Source organism: Bdellovibrio sp. BCCA (assembly GCF_037996825.1).
Taxonomy (GTDB): domain Bacteria; phylum Bdellovibrionota; class Bdellovibrionia; order Bdellovibrionales; family Bdellovibrionaceae; genus Bdellovibrio.
Genome location: NZ_JBBNAC010000001.1, coordinates 2,326,535 through 2,350,575 on the forward strand (window position 1 = coordinate 2,326,535; position 24,041 = coordinate 2,350,575).

Here is a 24,041-nt window from a genome sequence, read left to right on the forward strand (position 1 = left end):
CCCTTAGACACGAAATTGTCTGTTGAAGTTTCCTTTTTCCTTTGATACCTTGACCCCCTTTGAAAAGGTATTGTCATTTTTTCCATATTACGCATGGCAGTACAAACTTGAAGTTTAAGGGGCACCGCAATGGCAAAAAAATCAGGAAGAATCATCATCACTCTTGAGTGCACAGAAGCTCGCGCTGAAGGCAAACCTGTTTCTCGTTACACTACGACTAAGAACAAAACTAAAACTCCTAGTCGTCTTGAGAAAAAGAAATACAATCCAAATCTAAAACGCCACACAGTTCACAGAGAAACTAAGTAATGATTCTTACGGATCAGCAGATTCTCCAACACATGGAAGCAGGCTCCATTAAAGTTGAGCCTTTCCGCAGAGAGTGCCTGGGAACGAACTCTTACGATGTTCATTTAGGCAGTACTCTAGCTGTGTACGAAGAAAAGACGCTGGACGCCAAGAAGCATAACAAGATTCGCACCTTTGAAATTCCTGAAGAGGGGTTTGTTCTCATGCCGGACACTCTCTATTTGGGCGTTACTTTAGAGTACACAGAGACTCTAAAACACGTCCCATTTTTAGAAGGAAAATCAAGCGTAGGTCGTCTCGGAATAGACATCCATGCCACAGCAGGCAAAGGCGATGTCGGTTTCTGCAATTATTGGACTCTGGAAATTTCGGTGAAACAGCCAGTGCGTGTTTATACTGGTATGCCGATTGGTCAGTTGATATACTTTGAAGTAAAGGGCGATATTTTGACGGCTTACAACGTCAAACCGTCGGCAAAGTATAACGACAAAAAACCAATTCCAGTAGAGTCAATGATGTGGAAAAACTCATTCTAAAGTCCCTCTTAGTATTAAGTCTCTTTTCATTAGCAGCGTGCTCAGGAGTCGAACCGGAAGAAGTTTCTGGTATCGACTCTAACACTAGAGTCTCCTCTACTTTTTCTGAATACAGCTCCGATAAAATTCAAGGCTCCGGAACCATTCGTTTCAGTGAACTATTGACTGTCTCTTCCAGTAAATCTATCGCCTTAAAGGCCTCGCTGGACACACTTTCGATGAGTTCGGTCGCGGTAGTTCTTTATTCTTCCAACAGCATCATTCCTTCAAATGATGGTATTGCAGTCACCTTCACCCGCTCCGGCGCCAGCGTGAATGCGCAAGTGAGCTTTAACGGCAACTCGGCCATGGTGAATAGCTCCAAGATGTCTTTTTATTTCCCAACTTCTATTGATGTGATCGTTGAAGTTCACAACGTGAATTCCAAAGCGCGAGTCTTTGTCTGGAGACGCAATATGGTGGAGTATGCTCCAGCCACGGCGGATGTAGATACAGACCGTTCGGGAGATTTAAATTCGTCCCTCCCCGTTCAACGAGGAGGCGGTTCGTTTACCGGTTTGATTATTCAGAACTCAACGGTGACGGCAGCACGTTTAGATTCACAGAAAGTTCTTGATTAGAACCTTCTGCCTTGGCCTTCTTCGCCGCCGCAGTCACCTGGTCGGCGATGTACCCTAAGATTTCAGAAAGCTGAACACGGTCGGCCCATACGTCCCAATTGTCGCGTTTGCCTCTCCATTTCAACACGAAACGAAGTTTTTCTTTGATCGTTTCTGGTGGTTTTCCATAACGAAGGATGTACGTGAAAAGATCCAACAAGTCTGATTCTTTCAACGTCCCCTTCGCGATTTGATCTTTTGCAAGCTCAAGAAGAATACCTTTAAACGCCGGGAAGGCATTTAACGACTCACCGGTCGAAATGAAACCATCTTTGTTTTTATCAAAGCGCGCAAAAACCATCTCAATATATTGCATCACGTGCGGAGCCAAAGAGATGTCTTCCATCTTCGCCATGTTCTGATCATTCGGAACATAACCCGCAGCTTTAAAGACGTTATTCATGTAAATAGCCCACTCGTCTTTCGAAGCGGCCTTCATGAATTTCAAATACTCCGGCGTGGCCGTCATATTTTTCGGCATAGAATCTTTGTAAGCAGCGCGAGCACAACTCAAACCCACCAGAGAATCGTTTGTCACTTTCTCGCCGTGCTTAAAGCAAACGCGCACAAGATCTTCACGCAACATCGTATTGATGTTCACGCCCGACCAGATCATCGCAACAAGGTCTGTCACTTCAGCGTAAGAGGCCAAGGTATTTCCATCTGAATGCGGAACAAAGATATTCGCTTCACGGAAACGCGAAGATGCGAAGGTCACGTTCTTCGGCTCAATCAATCCCATTTCCACGAGGACCGGCTTCAAAGTAAAGAAAGCCGACTGAACTTCATCAAGGATGGCTCCTTTGTACGTCGCTACACGCTCTTTATCGTTCACAAAAGAACGAAGAAGAAGTCTTGTGATGCCTCTATAAAGATTCATCTGACGAAGAGTGTGCTTTGTATAAACTTGCTCAAACTTGTTCGAGATAATAACGCGGCTTTCACTGTCTAAAGTGATTGGCACAGGAGTGTCCACCGATAAAAGGAACTCACCCAAGCCCGCTTGCAATGGTTCTGTTGCGGTATCGGCTTTTTTAGCGTTCTTTAAAACATCGCTCAGTGCTTTCGCATTAAGGCCGTCTTCTGGCTTCCAGTTTTCAGTCAGTGTTGCAATAAAGAGTTCCGAGTCCAACCACACTTGCAGTTCATGGCGGATGACCTCAATCGAAGCCAAGTTCAGAGCATTAGGAACGTAACCATCAATGCGTTGGTTTGGGTTCACAAAGATATTATTAAGCACCACACCCAAAACTTGATCGAGCGATTCGGCTTTCAAACCCTTTGGCAGAACTTCTAGCTTAATTAAGTGCTCTGCAATTTTATTAAGTTCAGCGCGAGTGAACTGGCTCTCTTTTTTCGCAATCAAAAGATCTCGCAAGATGTTCAAACTTTGATTTGAGAGCACTGACAAGTAGCTGACCGTGAGCGGCTGCTCCATAGGTTTTTCTTTTACGAAATAGTCATAATACAGGAAATCCGAATAGAATCTGGCAGCAAAACCTAAAAGAACGCTCCAGTTGCCTTTGCGCAAAGAAGAGTCATTTCCGCCCAGGATCATGTTCTTCACATCGATCACCATTGGCAGATACTTTTTCACTTGTTCTTCGTAGCCCACTTCTTTCGGTGGATACAAAAGCTCCACTTCGTGAATCAGGCTTGTGAGATCCTTAAGATCATAAGCGCCTTCAAACAACACACCGGCTTCGCGAACTGTCGCCTCCAAAACAAACTGAGACTCCATGAAAAGCTTTTGTGCTTCCTCAGGTTCGTAAATCTCTGGTTCCCACTCACGGCCATAGATAGAATAATAAGGAAGGAAACGCTCTACTAAGATTTTAATCCGGCTGACTTTTAAGCGGGCCGTTTCAAAGTCAGTCGTTGTGAAAGAGTCCACACTGCCGCCAAAGAAAAGCTGCTTTACTTTCATCGCTTCAAAAACAAGTTTGTTTGAAACTTTGAAGTCCGGCCATACCACTTGCAATGTTTTAAGGAGTTCCGTCACTTCATCACGGGAAACAACACCTTCAGGTTTTTCTGCAACCAGATCTTGGAATACGGACAAGACATCTTCCACCGTGCGAGAAAGATAAGAAAGGCGATAGCCAGTTCCCGTTTCAGGGACAGATTTAATGAAGTAATAATAACGAAGATACTGAACGTAACCGCGGGCACCCAATAAAGAAAAACGACGCCATTCATTCGGTGTAATCGTGTTCTCATCACCACCGGCCAAAGCTTTTTTTACTTTTTGGACAACCGGCATGTACTTCATGATTGTTTTCGGGAATTCCCAGCTCTCACCAAAGAAAGAACTCATTTCTTCCATCAATGAAACGAAGTCAGAAAGCTTATAACCCTGCCCGTTTTTCTCAATCAACGAAGCCAAAGTGCGAGCGGCATTTTGAACTTCTTTATTCGCATCTTCGAAATAGCGAACATCGAGTTGCAACTTGTTTGAATCCGTCACCGCCCAATTGAGCGACAAGACTTTCATATACGGATTCAGGGCCACCGTCATTTCACGGAAGTTTTTAAACAAGACAATCAATTTATCGATTTCAGAGCGAGTGATGTAATCAGGACTTCCACCAACGAAGACCTGCTTAAGCTTCATAAATTCTGTCTGCAAGCCGACAGTGATTTTAGGATTTTGTTTTGGATCAAGAAAGTTTTTTTCTAAGAATGTCGCGAGTTCCTGAGGAGTGTAACGATCCGCTGCACGTCCACGCACGTAGCGCTTAAATTTTTCAACCGCACTCGTCGCGCAATCCCAGCTTCTTTCAACGTCTTCTTTTTTTGCATTCCCGACGATGAAGTCCTTCACAACGGGATTCATCTCCGAAAGACATTGAGTGCCACTGAATTCCTGGCTCTCTGGCGGAGGTGGTTCCTCGCCGAGTTTCGAGTCACAGCCCGAAAGAACTCCCGCCGATAAAATGCAAAAAGAGAGTGCTGCGAAGCCTCTCTTTAAATCAGTCTTAGAAAACATAAGTCATGCCTCCGTAGACCCTGTCATTGGCGCGATATTGATTGAGAAAACTTGAGGGATTGTAGGACTCATCCTGCACCCCTAAAATATCGCCGCCCATAACAACGGCCCACTTTTGACTCGGATAATAGAGGAACTCTGTATTAAGCAAAGAGCCTCTTTGATCGTAGTCGTATAGATACTTGAATCTTGTTACGAAAGGACGGCGGAAGAAGCTTGCAAGCTGGCCTTCCACACGAAACGAAAGCGCGTTCGTGAATTTCAAACGCTGGTCAAACAATGTGAAATCGTCAGGACTTCCATTTGAAAGAACGTCTTTAATACCGCCGCCATCGACTTTCAAATACTCCAACTGAAACGCCAAAGTTTTTGTAAAGATATTGGCTAAGGAGAAATCAAACGCCGCCGAATAGGCTTTGATCGGTTTCAAACTTTGAATGGACCAATCCACCTCAGGAAGTTTTTCTTTCGGTTCATCTTGCAAGTAAGACAACGAAGCTTTGAGATTTGAGAAAGCGTAACCGATATCCAAAGAATAGATGCCGTGATAACCTACATCTGGAGACACCGTCACATCCACTTTATCTTCAGAAACGTCTTTAAAGTTTTTACGTTTTAAAATCAGCTCATTCACTGGCATGTAACCGGCACTAGCCACAATCCACGGGCCGTTTTCCTTGTTACCCAAGCGCCCCATAAAGCCAACCCCGCCATTGCCGACAAGCTTCGCCATATCAGGGATGTCCAATTCGTAGCTGATGGTATTAATGTGGTTGTTGAAATCGTAATTGCGTGAAGGGGCGCGATACCAACGGCTGTCAGAAACAAGGCCGCCACCCTCTTCGCGGATATCAGGTCCCATGCTCGGAATAAACACAGGGGTTGCAAAGCCCAGGATCTCCCAGCCTTGCGTGTTGTAGTCGACAAAAAGCCCCGTTAAACCTTGTTCTTCCGGACGAAGAGTGTCGATGGCAAACTTCGGCTGCCACAGGCCCAATTGCCAACGGCGATCCATCTCACTCCAGTCCTTCTTTTTACGCCCTAAGAAGGTTTTAAAGGGCGTATTGCCATGCGAAGCGAGATAGGCCTCATGCACGACGAAGTGAGATTGCCCACGAGAGAAAAACGTACCGCCTGAAATATCCGCGGCCATGTCGATCCAAGAAGTTTCTTTAAGAGCGGACAAGCGAGCTGAAAGAAGTTGGCTAAAGGAAAGTTGTGGAGATTCTGGGATTGGAGTGAAGTATTGCATTCCCTCCATGCGGATTTGTCCATAGACCTGCGCTGGCGAAGACGAAAGTTTCGGCTCTTCAATAGAGCTCACCCCTTGAGCCTGAAGATCCTTCACGCTCAGGGTTTGAGTTTTCGCTTTTGTGGTCACGGAAACACTGGTAAGTGCTGCCGCGATGTAGGTTCTTATCCTCACATCCGCCTCTGGATAAAAGTCCAGACTGTAGAGAATAAGAAAAGGCCTCGGGAGTCAACGGAGCCACGTGTCGATATGCTTCAAATCAAATATACGAGAGCTGATGGTAAAAAAACGTCATTTGATTTGAAATACTTACCCCTAAAAAAATACCATAGAAGGCTGTTTTTAGAGTAAGTGCTCAACCAGCCAACGCGGATCGTCAATCGGAATATCGTGGCCAGCCCACGGATGCATTGTGGGTTTTAGTCCCCACTTTTCGGCAATCCTTAGCGTGCACTTTGGTGACACCAAACGATCCCCGTATGAACCCAAAAGTTGGATGTCGCCAGGAGCTTCTTCTGGAAAACGATAGCGAGATGCCGCGAAAATTTGACGAAGCATGTTTTCAATGCTCATCGGATGTTCTTTTGTGTAGGCCATCAACGGCAAGATTTCAGCTTCGCGACGCTCGTGACTGTTGGTCACCATTCCTAAAATAGTTTTCTCCCACAAAGCTTCATCGTTTTTTGCGCCCAGCAAGTTCATTGATTTGACATAATTCATTAGCAAAAAGCGCTGATAAAACGGCGAATATCCTGAAGAGCTTGTGCACACCAAGTAGGCTTTTTTGATTTCGTGCGGATACTCGCGCATCCACTCAACGGTGACCATTGCGCCGAGTGAAACGGAAAGGACGTTGAACGGCTCCCCTTTTTTAACAAACTCGGAGCGAGAGCGCAGGTCTTTGACATAATCAGAAATATTTGTCGGACTTTTTTCGCCGTTACGTGCGCCATTTCCGGGAAGATCAATCAATTCGAAATTATCCTCGGGGAAACGCTCTTTCATTTTATCAACAAAAGATCCCCAGTGGCCTACGCCACGAGCCAAGCCTCGCAATAGAATCCAATTTTTAGTTTGTGGCATACCACAACTCCCGTGCTTTTTTATCAAAGTCTTCTTTTTGCAATTCCGATAGAGCCGCCCACGCTTGCGGAGACGCTACGGCGCGAATTAAAAATTCCATCAATGTGTTGTGGCGACGAAGCGTTCGGCGCTGGCGATGACCTTTGATTGGATTAAATGGTCCTTCCGCGCGGAAAATTTGCCATGGATTTTTTTTCACCCACAACCAGGAACCCATCTCAAGACACAACGGCAGATAAGTTTTTTCTCCCCGTGCTTGAAGATGATTGTCATAAAGGTAATCCCACAGGTCTCCGTGAGTCGTGTAACTTTGCGCCTGAGGTTCGAAACGGTAAAAGTGATGAGGATAAGTGCGATCTAACAAATCTTTGAGCGAGTATGCGAGTGGAAGATCTGGAAATGGTTTGATCGTTTTCGCATAGGGAAACCAAATGCGATCTTGAAAACCAAAACCCGAGTGAACATCGATCGTCACCGCCAACGAGCTCTGTGCAATTTCTTTTTCAACGGCCGCGATCAAAGCTTGGGCTTCGATTTCCATCGGCGCTCCCACTTCACCGCGATACCAAGGAAAACGATTGCTAAAACGCTGACCACCGACCCATCGTGCGGGAGCGTCCCCTTCAACAGGAGCATTGCGCATCAGATCCACCCCGCGCGGATTGCTGCGTGTTTTTTTGTAAATACCAACAGGATTCACGGTAGGAATAAAAAACACGCGAATATCTTGCAGAGTTCTTTTGATCGTCTCATCCCACTGAGCCAGCTCCGCCAATGAATTCATCAAAGCCACACACACTTGCGCGCCAATGCGTTCAAGACCGTGCACGCCGCCTGTAAAACCCAGGACTGGTGCTTTGGGGTCTTCACTTCCGAAAGTCACTTTGTAGATGGGAAAACGCAAGGAACCAAGCTCACTGTAGGCAAGAACTTCAGAGCGGACAGAACTTCCCAGGCTCTGGATTCTTTTTTCAATTTGTTGGATCTCAGGCAATGACGTCATAGCGCTTATTGTTGGCGAAATATCCTCCAGCTCCAATGAATAACGCTCAAAGTTATGCGCCGGACCCGTTGCGCCTCCGATTTAAGAGCGGTAACCTTCGGTCATTCATTAGGAGAACTGTTTATGATGAGCCTAGAGACACTTTTGGAAAAAATGTGGGTCGACTATTGCCAAATTAATCCTGCTGCTAAACGCATTCACGATCTTTTTGTTGCGGAAGGCGAAACAGTGATTAATGACCACATTGCTCTTCGCACATTCAACCATCCGCGTTTGGGTATTGAATCTTTGGCAAAACAATTCAAAAAATACGGCTATGTTGAAAAAGGTGATTACACTTTTGTAGAGAAAAAACTCTATGCAAAACACTATGAGCATCCCAATGAAGACATGCCAAAAATCTTTATCAGCGAATTGGAACTTGAAAAGGTGTCGCCCTTCATTCGCGAAACTGTGAATAAACTTGTCGACCAACTTCCTGACTCTGAAATGGAGCGCGAAGATTTTGCGATGGCGGGACGTCCTTGGAAAATGACTCACGCTTTGTACGCTGAGCTGGCAAAAGAAAGTGAATACGCTTCCTGGGTGGCAGCTTATGGCTTCCGTCCGAACCACTTTACGATCAACATCAACAAGCTTAAAAAGTTTAACGACATCCGCGTTCTTAATGAGTTTGTTAAAAGCAAAGGCTTTGTTTTGAACTCTTCCGGCGGAGAAATCAAAGGAACGACAGCGGATTATCTAGAGCAAAGCTCGACAATGGCGTCTGAAATTCCTGTGAAGTTTGATGACGGCACTTTCAATATTCCAGGTTGCTACTATGAATTTGCGAAGCGCTACCCGCTTGAAAACGGCAAACTTTATCAGGGATTTGTTGCCAAATCCGCTGATAAAATCTTCGAAAGTACAAATAAAATGAAATAGATTGCTTAGGCAATCTTCTTGATGAGGTGGTTTAAGGTGTCTTGATCCGCCTCTTGCGTTTCCCATGTCTTGTGCGCTTGCAAGAACGTTTTCACAAGCTGGGAATCGAACTGAGTGCCAGAACATCTTTGCAGTTCTGCGTAGACCACTTCCACCGGAAGGCCTTTGCGATAAGCGCGTGTTTGCGACATCGCATCGTACGTATCAACAACTAAAATAATACGAGCTAAAAGAGGAACTTCATCCCCGCGTTTTTTGTCGGGATAGCCTGTTCCATCCACGCGTTCATGATGACCGCGAATGGCTGGCAAGATCGAAGCAAAAAATTTGTCATGACTTAAAGGATTGATGATCTGCTCACTTAGAACCGGATGACTTTGCATGATCACGTGCTCAGCATCATCTAATTTTCCAGGCTTAGAAATGATAGATTGGGGAACCCCCATCTTACCGATATCGTGAAAAAGACCTGCGAACTCCGCAAGCTTCTGCTCGTATTCATTAAGACCAGCATCGCGCGCTAATTTACGAGACATCTCACCGACTCGGCAGCAATGCGCATAAGTCGCCGGATCAACCAGCTTCAATGATTGCATTAATGCCTGCGCAGCCCCATAGGCCCACGCCGGTATGTCTCCCCAGGAAGACGACATTCTGACTCCCTTCCCCTTATATAAATTTTTCGGTTATAAACAGGTAAAACTTAAATTCGAGAAATTTTAACGTCTTGTTGTGATTCACGTTCTCATTGACAGTCTCTTTGTGGATTGAAAGACTTTAGTCTTAAGAGGGGTATATCATAATGAAACACTGGCTTCTTGCATTGGCAGTTTTGACGTTTTCTTCGGCGTCCTTCGCGCAAAAAATCAAAGTTCGTCGCGTGAAAGGCAACCAAGCCGTTATCGAGTTTTCTGGCGGTAGCCTTCAAAGCGGACAAGTTTATGAATTGGCTCCTGATGAGTTTGCTGATTCTTCGGTTTCCACAACATCTCGCAAATACGTTGTCGCTTTAAGCGCAAGCCTTATGAATACGAAATCCGATGCCGCCGGCGCACAAAATGAAACGGATCTTTCTTTAACGGGTAAGTTCGGCTGGAATTTTGGAAGCTATGAATTCGGGCCTTTGCTGACTTATGCTTCTGATCAAGTAGGAAGCATCACAACAACGTCCTACAAAGTGGGTGGCTTTGCCGACTACAACCTGATTTCAAACACACCTGGCGAGGCCTTTCTTTATGGTGTCGGCGGCACAGCTTCTATGGGACAAATTGACAGTGGTTCTGGCAGCAAAAGAGACTTGATGGATTTCTTCGTGGGACCTTTTGTGAAATGGTTCCCGACTGGCAGCAATGTCGGTTTCCGCATTGATGCCGGCTACATTTATCAAAAACAATCCGGTGGCGTTGGCAGCGATGCCACGATCTCAGGCCTTGCAACGGCTGTTGGAATTCTTGCTTACTTCTAAGTTTAAAATCGTCGGCAATAAAAAAACAAAACCCACAACAGAGTTAACCGTTGTGGGTTTTTTGTAGGCCTTAACTAAGAGCCAACTGATTACCAGTTAAAGCTGTTTTCGTCGTAACCCCAGTTAGCAAGAGCTTTTTTGTACATGCCCTTCATGAATTTTTGAGCTTGGTGAGGTTTCAAACCCAATTCAGACGCAGATCTGTTAGTCAAATCTTGCATAGAAGAGCTGTCACCCATTGCCAAGTCTTTCGCAGCAGCTAGAGCGTCAGAGAACTGAACACCGAAAACAGCTTTGAAAGTTTTGTCCATGTCTTTTTCAGAAGTCGTACCGCGCTCAGCAGCAGCTACCGCCCAAGAGTTCAATGCAGAAGCAACTGCAACCGCTTTGTCTTGTTTGAAGCCGTATTCTTTCATCAACTTCTCAGAAGCCATTTTAACAAGTTTCTTATTTGTATCAGAGTTCAAAGCAGCGAAGTTTGTATCTGATGCAGAAGAAGCATTTTTCTCGTTGATCGCTTGACCGTAGTTAGATTCACCCGTGTTCGCATTGTAAAGAACGCCGTTTTTACCCAACCAATAAGTTCCGTTAGAGATATCTTCCCAATAGAAACCAGTTGTTCCTACGCCGATAGTTGTACCGCCAACATAACCCGCAAATTCAGAAACGTTTGCATAGTATTGGAAACGACCCAAATCATCGTAAACCGCTGCTTTACCAGAAGCATCGAATTTAACATACCAAAGGTCGTCAGAACCGTGACCGTAGTCATTGTAGTGAGGATCTTCAGTGACTGTGATTCTCTTTCCGTTAGAAGCGAAGAATGTGCAACCTGGAGTTGCTTCTTGAGTTTTACAAGCATCACCGTAAACAGTCTCATAAGGATAGTAGAGTGTAGTTCCGCCGCCGCCTGGTGTTCCACCACCACCGCCGCCGCCGCCACCGCAGGCTGCGAAGCTAGTTGCTACAACTGCTGCTACCATCGTACGCAATACATTTTTCATTCGTGGTTCCTCCTATGGAATCTTTTTTATTTTCAAAACCGCTAAAAACGATTCTTTATTTAGTAAGTCAAGTTAACTCGCAGCAATTTATCGCCGCAGTAGTAGTCAAACGAGTGGGCGCCTTTGGATCCTTCGAAGACGGCCGTTTCCATTGAACGACAACCCGACGACTTAAATCTCAAACGAGCCGGTGACACCAGTTCGACTGCAGAGCCATCCTTTGCAAAAATCGGTACCAACATTTTGACACCACGGCTGAGACCCGCGCCTTCCGTTGTAAAGATCGCAGGAAGCTTTGTTGATGCGTCGCGCGCATCGCGAATCGTGAGTGGTATATATAGAGAGACAAAAAGGTTGTCTGGGAAGAACGTGTAACGGTCTAAGCTGCGACTCCAAACCTGGTTCGTGATGAGGTCATGATATTGAATTTCGGAGTTTGTAAGTACAAAGGCCCCCTTACGTTGAAGCCCCGCGAAAACCGCTCTGACACGCAAAGCGGAGTCAAATTGGGACCGCTGAGCTGCCAACTGACGATCCAAGAGATCCCAGTTTTTATTATCAAACAACGTCAAACGCTGCTGACGACTGAGCCCTTCACCGAACCAGAAGCTGCCAGCGAATTCATCTTTGGCATAATCAAGGCTTTGAATTTTATCAACGCGCGTATCTAAAATATTACGGTAGACGTTCGTATCATGGAACAAATCAAGCTCCATGAAGTTTTCAATCTTTCCGTTAACCACTTCCGCCACGGCAAAGTTGTACAAATAAGAGGGCTTCGCTTCCGTCCCTTGGTTTTTAGCAAGCAAGATAGAAACACGGCCGGCTTCAATCTGATCTTGGCGCGGTTGAATCACATCCACAATTTTATAGTCTTCGTACTCTTCCAGGGCTTTAAGTTCGTTCTTCTCATTCAGGAAGTAGAAACGAAGTTTTTGTTTTTCGATATCGTTTGGATTTTCCCAACGGTCTCTCAAGCTGCGCTTACGGTCCGGATCTTTACCTCCGCCAATCCAGGCTGGGCGCTTGGTCCCACCGATTTTCTGCCAGTAGATCTGAGAAGCATCCAGCGGCATCGCTGCCATCTCACCATTGTAGCCAAAGCTTTCAATAAGCTTCATCGATTTATCAAAAACGAAAAAACTCATTGGCGAACCCTTGGCATTTTCGTCGTCGCTCTTATCTTCCAGCACGCCCAAAACGTATTCGCTTTGGCCGTCACCATTCATATCCATGCGAGCCGTGACTTTATCTAAGAGATTTTCACTGTTGCCTTCGATACGAATCTTTGTGCCACCGACAGCGTTGTAAGAGCCCATGCCGGAATCCGCAATCACCCACAACTGCCATTGATTTTTATTTTCCATCAACGCCAAGTAATCGCGTTGTTCGGGATTTTTATCCAAGTTTTGATCTAAAGGAATGAAAGAAACGCGTCCTTTTGGCATGCCCACGATAGGGTACGTGCGGATGTCTTTTCCCGCCATGTTTTCGTTTACGTCCACCGTGATTTCAGTTTCAAAAACATAACGGCGCGGCTCTTGGTCCCCGACTTTTACGTCCACTGTTAAATCCAACTCACTTGGAATGCGAGATTGTGAAGAATCTGCATTGTCTACGATAGACATCGCAACAACGTACTTACGAACTTCACCTGACTTCCACATTGAAGGATACGGAGCCACTTCTTTGACCGATGTGATCCAAGGACGAACCGCTTCTGGATGAGGTTTGATGAATTGCGGGTTCATCTTCACCTTAGAAACGTCGACATCGGACCATTTATTTACAAAAGAAATTTCGAAATACAGATCTTTGCTTTTACGATCCCAAGGGATTTCCGTTTTTTCTTTATTCGCGATCGTAATGAAAGGCTGTGGTTGGACTTTCAAAGATCTTTCTAAATCTAAATTTCCTGCCACAGAATATTTCTTATAAATTTCCCTTTCTGGGCTGAGAACTTGTCCTTTCTCATGAGAGCCGCCTTCAAGCAAAGAAAGGTTGCTAAGAAGAGGTCTCGCTCCCAAAACAAGGCGCGGATAAATTTCGTTGGCCGGAATTCCGCGTGCTAACATTTCTGCCACCGCCGCAGCAACGAAAGGAGACGCTTGCGAAGTTCCAGAAAGATATTCATAACCCAGTGTTGAACGGAAACGCACAGGGCGTTTGCCTTCCGGGAACGTACTCAAAATATTTAAACCAGGAGCCACGATATCAACGCCACTTCCATAGTTTGAAAAGTGTGTCATCGCTCCGTCGGGACCGGAAGCACCAACGCAAATCACGTTGGGGTAAGCGCAGGGTCTCAACAACGCTCTTGTTGAGTCGTTCCCCGCTGCGGCGACGATAATCACGCCGCGTGCTTGCGCTTCTTCGATCACTTTTCTCATGAACTCAGAGTCTGAAGTCTGTGGCCAACCCATAGAGAAGTTGATCACTTTAGCGCCTGAGCGCATCGCATAGATAACACCACGAGCGACAACGTCACCGAGACTTCTTTTGATAGACTCTTTCCCCGCTTCTGTCGGGTCATCATAAATAGACAAAGGCTTGATCGGTTCACTAGGCTGAACACCGATCACTTGCACCGGCAGGATTTCCACGTTCTCACTTAAACCGCGGACACCGATATTATTGTCCGCTTCGGCAGCAATAATACCCGCTACGTGGGTTCCGTGGCCTTGTTCATCGTCAAAGTCAGGACGGCCCAGAATTCCGGCAGCATTTACGCCGCCAAGAAGACTCCACCCTTGGCAATCCAGTGGATATCCGTTTTTATCTTGATCGACTTCAGGATTTTTTAAATCCATCCACTTCGCTTCACAGACTTTACGGTCGTTTTCTTCAAGGCAGGCTTTGAATTTTGCTAAAGCACGGCACTCCGGTTCATTTCTGTGAATCACCGTTTTTAAATCAGGATGACTTTTCTGAATGCCCGTATCTAACACCGCCACCAGAATTTTCTTTTGCGCTTTTTGACGAACAGGCAAGCGCACGTCTTGTTGCGCGCGCGCAGGAACTTTGTACGTATGCAAAGGATCAAGATCCACCATTTGCGGTTGGCCTTGATTGTTAAGCCCCCACTGATAAGCCGAGAACGGATCCGCCGCATGAGCGGACACCGTGGTTAAAATCGAAAGAGCTAAGAGTAAGTGTCTCATCGGAAGCTCCCTTGCGAACGATCAAGCTCAATTGGAGAGATGCGCGTTTTATTCGCAAACATCGCAATTAAACCGCTGGCGTAATCGATATTCTTTTTTGGATCTCCCAAAGTGTTTGAGAAGTATTCCAAGTCACCGTCTTCATCGCCGGTACGGAAGCCATTGATACGAACAAAAAAGATGTAATTTTCTTCACCTAAGAATTTCAACAACTGAGGAAGTGGAATCGCTTCTTCAAGCACGTAGATCACATTTGTCATCCACTGCGTTTGTGACAGCTTGTCTTTCGGATACTTTGCAGAAAGGTCCAAAAGCTTCTCCATCCAAGGAACCATACAAACGTAATTCGTTCCATTCACCCAGGCAGAAGTTGGAATGTCGCTACCACCACGGTCATTGTTACCGCCACGGCTTTTTTGCTGGGCTTCTTCACACATTTCCCAGTACTTGCCTTTGCCCTTTTCCATGTTGCCGTTACCCAGGATCAACATCATGTCGTCGAACATTTCTTTGTCGTTGGCACGGGCTTTATGACCCATCTTTTCGCTGAGTTTTTGGAAAAGACCACTCACAAACTTATGTCTTCTAGCTGCTTTTCCGTCGGCGTCGGGCTGTGTGATCAAATTACGGATCTTATCTAAACCACCTGGCAAGATCGAAAGATTCGCTGTGATACGATAGAAATCCACGGCAGTCACGTTGGCAAAAGCTTCTGGCTCAATCAAACGATAGTTCATCAATGGAGCTCCATTGAGTTCGCCTTGAACTTCATCCAAAAGTTTAAAGAACTTTTTGCGATTTAAATGCCATCCGCCCCAAACGTGTTGAACGATCGCAACGGAAGGATATTGTTTTGAATTCACCGTCAAATCAGACTCTGTGTTGACGGTTCTCCAATACGCTTTACCAAATGGCGTATTCGCTGGATTTGGATCATCACTGCGGGCTAAGTCCACGCGGCTCTTCGGCGACCATTTGTTCAAAATGCCGTCAATCCAGTCAGAGGCAAAACCAAGAAGATCGCGACCTTTGAGTTCTCCTTTTTTATTTGAGAACAACGTCACTTCTTCATCTTTAGGATCGATATCCGGAGCCTCAGAGCTGCGCGGATAACGGATTTTAAGCAAGTGATCTTCATTGAAAGAATTCACGCGCCAAGCAAGGAACTTCGTGCGAAGTTCTTTGGTTTTAAGGTCGTGGTCGATCTCAAATTTTTTGTGCGAAAATTTCGCATACAACAACTCAGGATCGTTGCTCTTAAAGAGTGCACGAAGAGCGGGCTTTAAATTATCGCGAGTGTCGACAAAATCTTTAACGAATTTTTGATCGACTTTGCCTGTATCCAAAAGTTCCGCGTACTCAGGGTTGTAGTCAATGACGAAGGCATCGGTATTCAAATCAGTCCATGTCGTGTTAGCACGGACACGCATAACATTGATGAAGAAGTTAAAGTCCAGTGTCGCACCCAACGCTTTACCCGTTTGTGCACGCACGTAAACTTGCACGCCTTCTTTAGTTCTCATGAAGCTTGTTTGACGAAGAATCGCTCTTGAACCATCTGCGCCGACTGACACGGAGGTGATGAAGCTCAATGGTGAAATACCCATCAATACATCAAGGGAAGACGACAATTGGCCATAAGCTGACAAAGCGATGGAATCCGTGATGGTGAATACTTCACCTTCACGCATGTCTGCCAAGAATGCATCCAAAGGTTGACGCATGCTCTTACCGTCGGCCGACTTTACAAGATCTTTTTCCGTCAAAACTTTAGAGACGTTGTTCATGAATTTCGGAATCAAAAGATCCTGCCATGGAACTTTCGTACCTTCTTTAATAGAAAGAAGAGGACGAACGTGAGTGTAATCTCTCATCACCATGACGTTAGCACCAAATGCTGGAATCACATTTGGAACTCCATCCAGAGTCATGAAGTAACCCAAACGACCTGCAACGCTTAAGTTATCCACCAATTGAATCGGCGCAGAGCTTCCGAAATAAGTTCCCGTCGTCACGTGACGAGTGGCTGCGAGGTTAAATCCCCCTACAGGGCCACCCCAGGCTTCGACATTCTGATACAACGGCTCCAGAGGTTTTTCTTTAATATGTTGAGCAATTCTTTGTGAAATCTCTTCGCGACGACCTTGGTAAAGATCGCTGACCTTCAGAAGATCTAATTTTTCATTGATATGATTTAAAGCCGTACCGATGGCTGCCGACTTCGCACGGATACCGATGTAGCGTTCCAAATCGCCATCTTGGAATGGCGATTGACGGTCCCCGTGCGCAAAACGCTGCGGATAACCAGGAACGAATTCCTTCATCACCTTTCCGTTTTGAACGAGGCCGTTGGCAGAATTGATTCTTTCTAAATCTGGAAGAGGCAAACCGTTATTGCCTTTAAGATTGAACAATTCAAAAGCGTTGTTCACGCGGTAAAGAAGTTTTGCCAGCACCAGCTCTTCAAGTTCTTTTGGAAACGCACCGGCTTTTACGATGTCTTGAATGTCCTGGTAGCGAAGATCTGCCAGACGTCTGACCAACCAGCGGGCATCTTCGTAAGTACAAGCAGAAAATGATTCCGCCGAAGGATGATTGATCACAACGTGACCGGAAAGAACCGAACCGAATTTCGCAGAGAAACGGTTGATACTTTCTGGAACGTCAACAAGAGCAAATGGAAGAATCAACGCACGGTAAGCTCTGTAACGAGAGAATCTTTGTACCGCTGGCAATTGATCTGGATTGTTTGGATCTGGAGCGTAACCCCATTGAATATCGAAATACTCTGCCAAAGCGGGTTCAAGAACAGCGTCTGTGAAAACAACGGAGTGGCTGCCCGCATCGTCTTGGCTCACCCAACCGCGGCTTTGGAAGTCAGAGATCATGCTTTCTTGAGCGTTCTTTAGGAAGGATTTTTTTTCTTCTTCATTGGCGAAGAAAACACGAAGATTGCGGTAGTACTTTGGAGACGGAACGTAGTAGCCAAGTTTCCTTAAGAGAGCCGCACGCATCAAGGTCGTGTGGCTATAACGGCTGAGACTTAAACGATAGAACAATCCTGGATTTTCACGGGATTGAACGCGAGACATATAGGTGAACGGCAAAGCGGCTTCCTCAGAAAGGAACTGAACGCCATTGTTGGCAACAGGATAAGTCCCGGCGATCTCTTCGGTGGCTTGGTAAATACGGTTTTGCCACATTTTATTTTCTTGGGGATTAAGAAGACTTAGATCCGTTCCTTGGTTCGCAAGAGCGGCCGCTTGGCCGACATCCAAAGGACTTCCTGAACTGCTGATCAGATCTGAAGAAGGCTTCTTCACGGATTTTAAAGGCAATGAGACGCTTTCAGCACTCGCTATGGAGAGCATCATCAAGCAGAATGCGCAGACTATGACTATTCTCAAAGACATTTAAACTCCCTTATTAGGGTAAAATTGGCACCGTCCGGTATTTAGCAAGGACTAAGCCATGGACTCTCATACGAATCGTCGTTAATTCCGTGTTTTATTCGTTTTTACGCAAAAATGCGGCCCCCGTTCCACGAGTTGCCGCATTTTTTATCTCAGTGTCAGACTTCTCGACACTATCTGCAGAGGACTTTGTAGTGAGCTAGCATTGCCGCTTCAAGCTGTGTGCGCTCCCCTTCGTCGACAATGTAAACTCCCAAAGCGCGAGTTTCATTTTCTAAGACGAAACGGCCGACGATATCAGGAGCATAGAACTGCTGAGCATTCGTGCTAAAGAAAACCGTGGCATCCTGAGAAGGATTGTTTGAGTCATAAACTCTAAACTCAATCGTTCGGTCAGAGAGTTTTCTATAAGACTTCACCATCACCACGTGCTGAGCCGTGCGACCTGCGCGCAAGTTGATAAGAGTCAGACGTTTACCATCGAGGTTCTTCATAAGCTGTTGTGCCGTGATCACATTCGTTCCGCCAGCGCGAGCGCCACTGCCCATAGCTAAAGTGATATTGCTTGCACGGAAAAAATGAGAAGCCTGATTTGCTTCAATTTCATCTTTGAAGTTACGAGACACTCTTTGACCGTTGAACTCTTGCTCATAACCGCGCATCAAGCCATTCCAAAGACCGTTCTGATAGTCTTTAGAACTTTCATACAAGCTTCCCTCTGGCACCGGAAACACAGTGTAATAACTCAAATCGCGAGAAATAAAAGGCTGTTGTTGGTTGTTTCTGTTTGGATAATCGTGATCGTTACCGCCGCCGATTTTAGCTTCGAGTTTGCCTCTGCGGACCATATCAAGAATGCGTGGCACCCTTTGATCCATACGACGGTTGTCAGGAGTGTTGTAACGAGCCATATAAGAAACCATTCGCTGTGTGCTACTGAGCGCCCAACAACCCGCGATGGTCGCCAATCCACTGCGGAAAGGCCAATTACGAATCGGCATATTGCGGCTTTCCGCAAAGGCATCCGCGCGAATGGCACGATAGATATTGTCGACACTCAAGGTGCGGCAACTTAGGTTTTGCACCAAAGAGTCATTGATCACTTTATTGGACTGCTGTGCGTAGGCTTTTTCGGAGGTTACGAAAAACGATGAAAGCAATCCCAAGACAAATAGGAAAAACAAAAATAGTGCTCGCATTGAACGTCCTTTCTTTAGCAACGCTGTTCCTGCGAGCAATCTTCAAACCAGGCTGAAAATCTGTTTAAAAGCTTTTCACCTGTTTAAATGCTAAACACGTGACTTTCATGGGCGCCAAATAAATAACTCGTTCCACGAATTACCAAGAAAAAAGGCGACCTCTTGGAGATCGCCTTTGCGTGTTTTTCAGAGTGAAAAATCTTAGAAGTTGATACCCAATCCCACAGTTCCGTAGAAGGTGTTCAACTCTGCTTTTTGATTGAGCGAAGAGTCTGTGAAGCCGTAACGTTTCATCCCGAATCCCGCTTCACCGAAATAACGGTCTGACCACAAAACTTTACCGTGGAAGTTCAGTGACATCGGCGCATTCAAAGTCACTTTAGAATCCATCGAACTCATATAATAGATGAATTCCATATCCACCCATTTTGGATAGCGCATGATTGGCAAAAGGTTGAAGAAGTCATCAAACACTTTTGGCATCGAGCGCGCCCAGAAAGCTCCTACACCAAGCATTGGCGCTTTGAGTTTATCAAAAGTCACATTCTGATAGGAAATCATTCCCCCAACGGATTCATCGCGTCCCCACAATCCTGGCGTCACGCGATATTTCAAATCTACAGTCATCACGCTAAGAGGAGCTGTATTGCCTGCCGTGTCCACTTTCAACTGATTGAACGATTGGAAATACTTTGCGCTGAATCCCCATCTTTGACGAGAAAGCCAATAATTTGTCCAACCAAAAAGATCTTCAAACCATTGATTGTAAGCCACCTCGCCCATAATGATGAAGTCGCTCTTTGCCTGTACACCAGTGAAGCGACCGGAAAGCTCACGCGGGAAACCTTTATAGATTTCATAGTAGGACTTATAGGTTTTTCCATCGACAGTGACATTTAAATACGAGCGATTGATTTGACCACGCTCTGTCGCCTTAAATTTCCAAACAAAACTTGCAGGGTCACGCGGATCCACTTCCACAGAGTTTTGATCGGAAGACACTTCTGCCACAGGTTGCTTACGGCCTTCCAACTTAACACCGTCAATGTACGTGCCTGTCGGAGTGCGTTTGCTCAGGTAAGCGCGAGATTGTGTGCGAGGAATTTCAGAAAGCTCGAAACGTTGCTTGAAAACACCGCCGCCCTGTCCCGGCAAATAAATTTTCGGATCGTCTTTCTTGATAGCCGCAGCCCAGAACTTACGAGGGTCACCGATCGTTGCTTCAAATCCCAAGAGCTTCGTTAAAGAAGAGTATTGATCTGGATTGAGAATGATGGAGCGACCAATCGGACGCGTGTCGTAACCCACGATTCTTAGAACAGTGGGCTTTTTCGTGTCAGCGATATCCATCAGTTCCAATTTGTTTGGAACTGTCACGAATTCGTAAGACTCTCCACTTGCAAGCTCTGCAAAGAACGATGTCGGCATGTCCGCAGCGACAACCACAGAGTTTTTCATAGGAGCTTCTTCATTTTGCACAAGCACGCGTGGAGTCGTCGCATCCGTGCGCACTTTCCCCATGATCACGTTACGACCTGAAGATTTCGTTCCGTATCTTTGCGAGCACATTTTTGTCGAGTTACGACCGTCTGTTTGAGTTAAGCAAAAACGGAAAGATTCTTTCTGCCCCCAGAAGGGTGCTTTCGCTGCTTCCGCATCCACAATCGCAAACTGGGAACCAAAAATACCAGCACGAATCAAATCTTTTGCCGGAACGCCTTTTGTGATCAAAGCTTTACGCCACTCTTCAAGTTGTTTGGCCCATTTTGTATGATCAGCTTCCGTAAAGTTATACGTCCAAAGAACCGCACCGGTTCTGGAAATCATTTCCAAAGTTCCGTGTGTCATGAGCTTATCCGGCCATGCCATCACAAGAGTGGTCTTTGCGGCTTCACTGCCGCCAAGAATTTGGTTGAGCTGCGAATGAGTTTTTCCTAACGGCAAAAGAGCAAAGAAAAAGTTTTTTTCATTGAAAAGGACGTTTCCGATTTTCAACGTCTTACCCTTGTCGCCCGTAAGATCGTACTCCAACTCCAAAGGAGGTAAAATCACGCCGTTATCGATTTGATCGAAATAAAGGGGTTTATTGAAGTCGCGTGTCGCTGCTGTTTTCAACAACGAACGTTGAGGAGCTGGAATTTCCTCTTGAGCTTCCGCTGGAGCTGGGGTGGAAGCTGGCGGGGCTGCCGGAGCTGACTCCTGAGCCTGCGCGAACGTACCGAAACTAATAAGTGCAGATAATACCAGATGCTGCGCAATATTCACGTTGTTACCTCTTTGCTGTTCCTTATCTGAATTTTATTGCCTCGGGCTCCTGCCCTCGTCCCTCCGGGCTGGCGCGATAAAATCCCCTCCTAGGATTTTATTGAATGCGAGGTTTTGTAACAAGCTAAAATATTGGACTGTCTGGGATTTTTGGAATATTAAGACCAAAGCAAACCTGAAGGAGCTTTATGTCTTCCGCACGCACGATTTACCACATGAAAGTAGAACAAATCATCGATCACACTCCGACAGTGCGCGAACTGGTGCTTAAAACGGACTCTCCGGCCGAATTTTCCTTTAAAGCTGGCCAATTTGTGATGCTCAACGTCCCACAAGGTGAGGCTAAGCCGATTTTGCGTGCTTATTCCATCGCCTCTGATGACCGCATCAAGAATGGTTTCCGCCTTTTGTTTAAGTTCGTTGAAAATGGAGTGGCCTCGACTTTTGTTTGGAATCTCAAAGGGGGCGAGACGCTCAACTTTACCGGACCTTTTGGAAAAGTGTTTTTCCAAGAGCCGCCGACAGAGCAAATTGTTTTCCTCAATACCGGCACCGGACTTTCTCAACATATCTGTTATCTGCTTTCTAAAAAAGAACAGTATCCGAATCTTCGCTATCGCATGCTTTTCGGAGTTCGCTCTGAGAAAGACATGTACTACCAAAAAGAAATCGATCAGCTGCAAAAAGAACTCAAAGATTTCAAATTTGAGTTTGTCCTTAGCCGCCCGCAAGACGACTGGAAGGGTAAAAAAGGTTACGTGCAAAACTTTATCAGCGAGTTTGATTATAAAAACATTCCGACGACGTTCTACCTTTGCGGTAACGGCGGCATGATCAAAGAAGTGAAGCATCAGCTTCTTGAAGTGGATGGTTTTGAGAAATCACGCATCTGGGCGGAAGCGTTTGACTAAGAGTCGCGCGGCCGTTGAATTAATTTTTGCCGGAGTCCTTTGGGGCTTTGGCTTCGTCGCCACTGTCTGGGCTCTGAAGGCCTTCACTCCCATCGAGACATTAATTTATCGTTTTATTATCGCCTCTGTTTTTGGCGAGATTCTTTACATCATTTTTCGAGGAATCAACTTCACGACGATTCGCGAAGAATTATTGCGCGCGCTTCCCGCGGGTCTTTTCCTTGGCGGGATGCTATTGCTGCAAACTATTGGTCTTAAATATACAACGGCAACAAAGAGTGGATTTCTAACCAGTCTTTATGTGATCTTTGTACCGCTTTTCAATGCGTGGTTTTTCAAGTCTCGTTCCGGCTGGAAAAATTATGCTTTGGTTTTATTGGCCTTGGCGGGAACCTTTATTCTGATGGACGCAAATCTTCAAGGAGTCAACACCGGTGATCTTTGGACGATTGGTTGTTCGGTCATCGCCGCTTTTCACATTATTTATATCGGCCGCATTTCAAACCGTGTCGGCAATGCGTTTCGCTTTAATAATTTTCAATCTTTGTGGTGCTTAGCTTTTCTGACTCCCCTTTTATTAACTCAAGATAAAATCAACATAAGTTCAGAGCACTGGCTTCCTTGGATTGGCGTGATCTGTTTGGGAGTGGCTTCGAGTGTGATTGCGTTTTATTTGCAAGTGCGCACACAAAAAGTTCTGTCGGATGCGACAGCGAGTATGCTGTTTTTATTGGAGTCGCCATTTGCGGCAATCTTTGGATATTTTATTTTAAGTGAGCGCCTGACGTTGTTTCAACTCTCAGGCGCCTTGATGATTTTAATCGCTTCTATTCTGCAGATTCTTTGGGACCCTTCTTCAAAGACCACAGGAACGAAATCGCAATCACAAGTCCTCCACTAAGACCAGTCACCCATTCTGGAATGTGCAAGAATGGATCTGCGAGCATGATCATGGACAGAATGCCGATGGCATAGAAGGCGCCATGCTCAAGATAAGCAAACTGCTTGAGTGCTTCCTTTTCAACAAACATGATCGTCAAACTTCTGACGAAGAAAGCGCCGATACTGAGACCAATCATGATAATGAAAAGATTGTGCGTGATAGCAAAGGCTCCGACAACACCGTCAAAGCTGAAAGATGCATCTAGAACTTCCAAATAAAGGAACATGCCCGCGCTGGCTCTGTGCACGTCCTTCATTGTTTCATCAGAAGCTTCAAGCCATGAACCGATGCCGTCAACAATCACATAAGTAATAAGACCCGCCATTCCCGCTTTCAAAAAGGTCAATGATTCTTCCATAGGCAGGAAGTGAGAGATCAACGCAAGAATGACAAGACAAAGAGCGACCTCGATCGCTTCGACTTTGCTCCCCAAATACGCTGTTGGTTTTTCGATAAAAGGAATCCAGTGCAAATCCTTGCTTTCATCGTAGAAGTATTTAAGGGCCACCATCAACAAGAACGCACCACCAAAGGCCGCCACTTGCAGATGTGCTCCTAACATCAATTTTGCGTAGTCGTCAGGACGAGTGGCCGCCATCACCAAAGCTTGCCATGGATTGATGTCGGCTGCGAAAGTGACAATCAATAACGGAAAGATCAAACGCATTCCGAAAACCGCGATCAACATTCCCCACGTCAAAAAACGATGACGCCATACCGGAGTCATTTCTTTAAGAACAACGGCATTCACAATCGCATTATCGAAAGACAAAGAGATTTCGAGAACAGCTAAGATCACCGCAATAAAAAGAGCGCTGAAACCTGCCGCCGCAGTTCCGCCGTAATAATGACCAACAAAGTAAGACGCAATAAGTCCGATAACCGTAAAGAAAAAGGAGCCAGTAAAGTATTTCATGGCTCCACA

General features: G+C 45.8%; 18 protein-coding genes. 7 read left to right on the forward strand and 11 right to left on the reverse strand.

Annotated features, from left to right (window positions below; all coding sequences use genetic code 11):
* Positions 1-129: 129 nt before the first annotated feature.
* Genes rpmG through AAAA78_RS11380 form a run of 3 tightly spaced genes read left to right on the forward strand, consistent with a single transcriptional unit; the run spans position 130 to position 1,465 of the window.
* Positions 130-309, forward strand: a complete 180-nt coding sequence (gene rpmG / locus AAAA78_RS11370; RefSeq protein WP_041873421.1) for a 50S ribosomal protein L33 — start codon at positions 130-132, stop codon at positions 307-309.
* On the forward strand, positions 309-845 hold the full coding sequence (dcd, locus tag AAAA78_RS11375) for a dCTP deaminase (protein WP_295900036.1): 537 nt from the start codon (positions 309-311) through the stop codon (positions 843-845). The genes rpmG and dcd overlap by 1 nt, the downstream gene beginning before the upstream one ends.
* On the forward strand, positions 827-1,465 hold the full coding sequence (locus tag AAAA78_RS11380; protein ID WP_340592172.1) for a hypothetical protein: 639 nt from the start codon (positions 827-829) through the stop codon (positions 1,463-1,465). The genes dcd and AAAA78_RS11380 overlap by 19 nt, the downstream gene beginning before the upstream one ends.
* On the opposite strand, the gene AAAA78_RS11385 is transcribed toward AAAA78_RS11380, so the two are convergent.
* The 4 genes from AAAA78_RS11385 to AAAA78_RS11400 form a co-directional block, all read right to left on the reverse strand.
* On the reverse strand, positions 1,407-4,493 hold the full coding sequence (locus AAAA78_RS11385; protein WP_340592173.1) for a hypothetical protein: 3,087 nt from the start codon (positions 4,491-4,493) through the stop codon (positions 1,407-1,409). The two genes, AAAA78_RS11380 and AAAA78_RS11385, sit on opposite strands and share 59 nt — an antisense overlap.
* Positions 4,483-5,919, reverse strand: coding sequence for a transposase (locus AAAA78_RS11390; protein ID WP_340592174.1), 1,437 nt, complete (start codon positions 5,917-5,919; stop codon positions 4,483-4,485). The genes AAAA78_RS11385 and AAAA78_RS11390 overlap by 11 nt, the downstream gene beginning before the upstream one ends.
* A 168-nt stretch (positions 5,920-6,087) precedes the next feature.
* Entirely contained in the window at positions 6,088-6,828 is a 741-nt protein-coding gene (locus AAAA78_RS11395) for an alpha/beta fold hydrolase (protein WP_340592175.1), read from the reverse strand.
* A complete protein-coding gene (locus AAAA78_RS11400) occupies positions 6,815-7,831 on the reverse strand; it encodes a M14 family zinc carboxypeptidase (RefSeq protein ID WP_340592176.1) in 1,017 nt (338 codons plus the stop codon). The genes AAAA78_RS11395 and AAAA78_RS11400 overlap by 14 nt, the downstream gene beginning before the upstream one ends.
* A 123-nt stretch (positions 7,832-7,954) precedes the next feature.
* On the opposite strand from AAAA78_RS11400, the gene AAAA78_RS11405 reads away from it, so the two are divergent.
* Positions 7,955-8,755: a DUF1338 domain-containing protein gene (locus tag AAAA78_RS11405; RefSeq protein ID WP_340592177.1), complete on the forward strand. Its 801-nt coding sequence runs from the start codon at positions 7,955-7,957 to the stop codon at positions 8,753-8,755.
* Between the two features lie 5 nt (positions 8,756-8,760).
* Here AAAA78_RS11405 and AAAA78_RS11410 read toward each other — a convergent pair whose 3' ends face one another.
* The gene (locus AAAA78_RS11410; protein ID WP_340592178.1) at positions 8,761-9,408 is read right to left on the reverse strand and encodes an HD-GYP domain-containing protein; all 648 of its coding nucleotides are present in this window, start codon (positions 9,406-9,408) and stop codon (positions 8,761-8,763) included.
* Positions 9,409-9,557: 149 nt separating this feature from the next.
* Between AAAA78_RS11410 and AAAA78_RS11415 the strand changes: the two genes are divergently transcribed.
* On the forward strand, positions 9,558-10,220 hold the full coding sequence (locus AAAA78_RS11415; protein WP_340592179.1) for a hypothetical protein: 663 nt from the start codon (positions 9,558-9,560) through the stop codon (positions 10,218-10,220).
* 89 nt (positions 10,221-10,309) lie between these two features.
* Here the strand turns inward: AAAA78_RS11415 and AAAA78_RS11420 are convergent, their stop codons facing one another.
* The 5 genes from AAAA78_RS11420 to AAAA78_RS11440 form a co-directional block, all read right to left on the reverse strand.
* A complete protein-coding gene (locus tag AAAA78_RS11420) occupies positions 10,310-11,224 on the reverse strand; it encodes a hypothetical protein (protein WP_295905455.1) in 915 nt (304 codons plus the stop codon).
* 59 nt (positions 11,225-11,283) lie between these two features.
* Complete coding sequence (locus AAAA78_RS11425) at positions 11,284-14,385, reverse strand: S8 family serine peptidase (protein ID WP_340592180.1); 3,102 nt, start codon at positions 14,383-14,385, stop codon at positions 11,284-11,286.
* Positions 14,382-17,798 (reverse strand): hypothetical protein, encoded by a 3,417-nt coding sequence (locus AAAA78_RS11430; protein WP_340592181.1) that lies wholly within the window; start codon positions 17,796-17,798, stop codon positions 14,382-14,384. The genes AAAA78_RS11425 and AAAA78_RS11430 overlap by 4 nt, the downstream gene beginning before the upstream one ends.
* Positions 17,799-17,971: 173 nt before the next feature.
* Positions 17,972-18,997 carry a hypothetical protein gene (locus tag AAAA78_RS11435; RefSeq protein ID WP_340592182.1) on the reverse strand — a complete coding sequence of 342 codons (1,026 nt, stop codon included), beginning with the start codon at positions 18,995-18,997 and terminating at the stop codon, positions 17,972-17,974.
* 201 nt (positions 18,998-19,198) lie between these two features.
* Entirely contained in the window at positions 19,199-21,262 is a 2,064-nt protein-coding gene (locus tag AAAA78_RS11440) for a hypothetical protein (protein ID WP_340592183.1), read from the reverse strand.
* A 188-nt stretch (positions 21,263-21,450) separates the two neighbouring features.
* Here AAAA78_RS11440 and AAAA78_RS11445 point away from each other — a divergent pair, with 188 nt between their 5' ends.
* The gene (locus tag AAAA78_RS11445; protein ID WP_340592184.1) at positions 21,451-22,173 is read left to right on the forward strand and encodes an FAD-binding oxidoreductase; all 723 of its coding nucleotides are present in this window, start codon (positions 21,451-21,453) and stop codon (positions 22,171-22,173) included.
* The gene (locus AAAA78_RS11450; protein ID WP_340592185.1) at positions 22,166-23,074 is read left to right on the forward strand and encodes a DMT family transporter; all 909 of its coding nucleotides are present in this window, start codon (positions 22,166-22,168) and stop codon (positions 23,072-23,074) included. The genes AAAA78_RS11445 and AAAA78_RS11450 overlap by 8 nt, the downstream gene beginning before the upstream one ends.
* Here the strand turns inward: AAAA78_RS11450 and AAAA78_RS11455 are convergent.
* Positions 23,001-24,032 (reverse strand): DUF475 domain-containing protein, encoded by a 1,032-nt coding sequence (locus AAAA78_RS11455; RefSeq protein ID WP_340592186.1) that lies wholly within the window; start codon positions 24,030-24,032, stop codon positions 23,001-23,003. The two genes, AAAA78_RS11450 and AAAA78_RS11455, sit on opposite strands and share 74 nt — an antisense overlap.
* Positions 24,033-24,041: the final 9 nt, after the last annotated feature.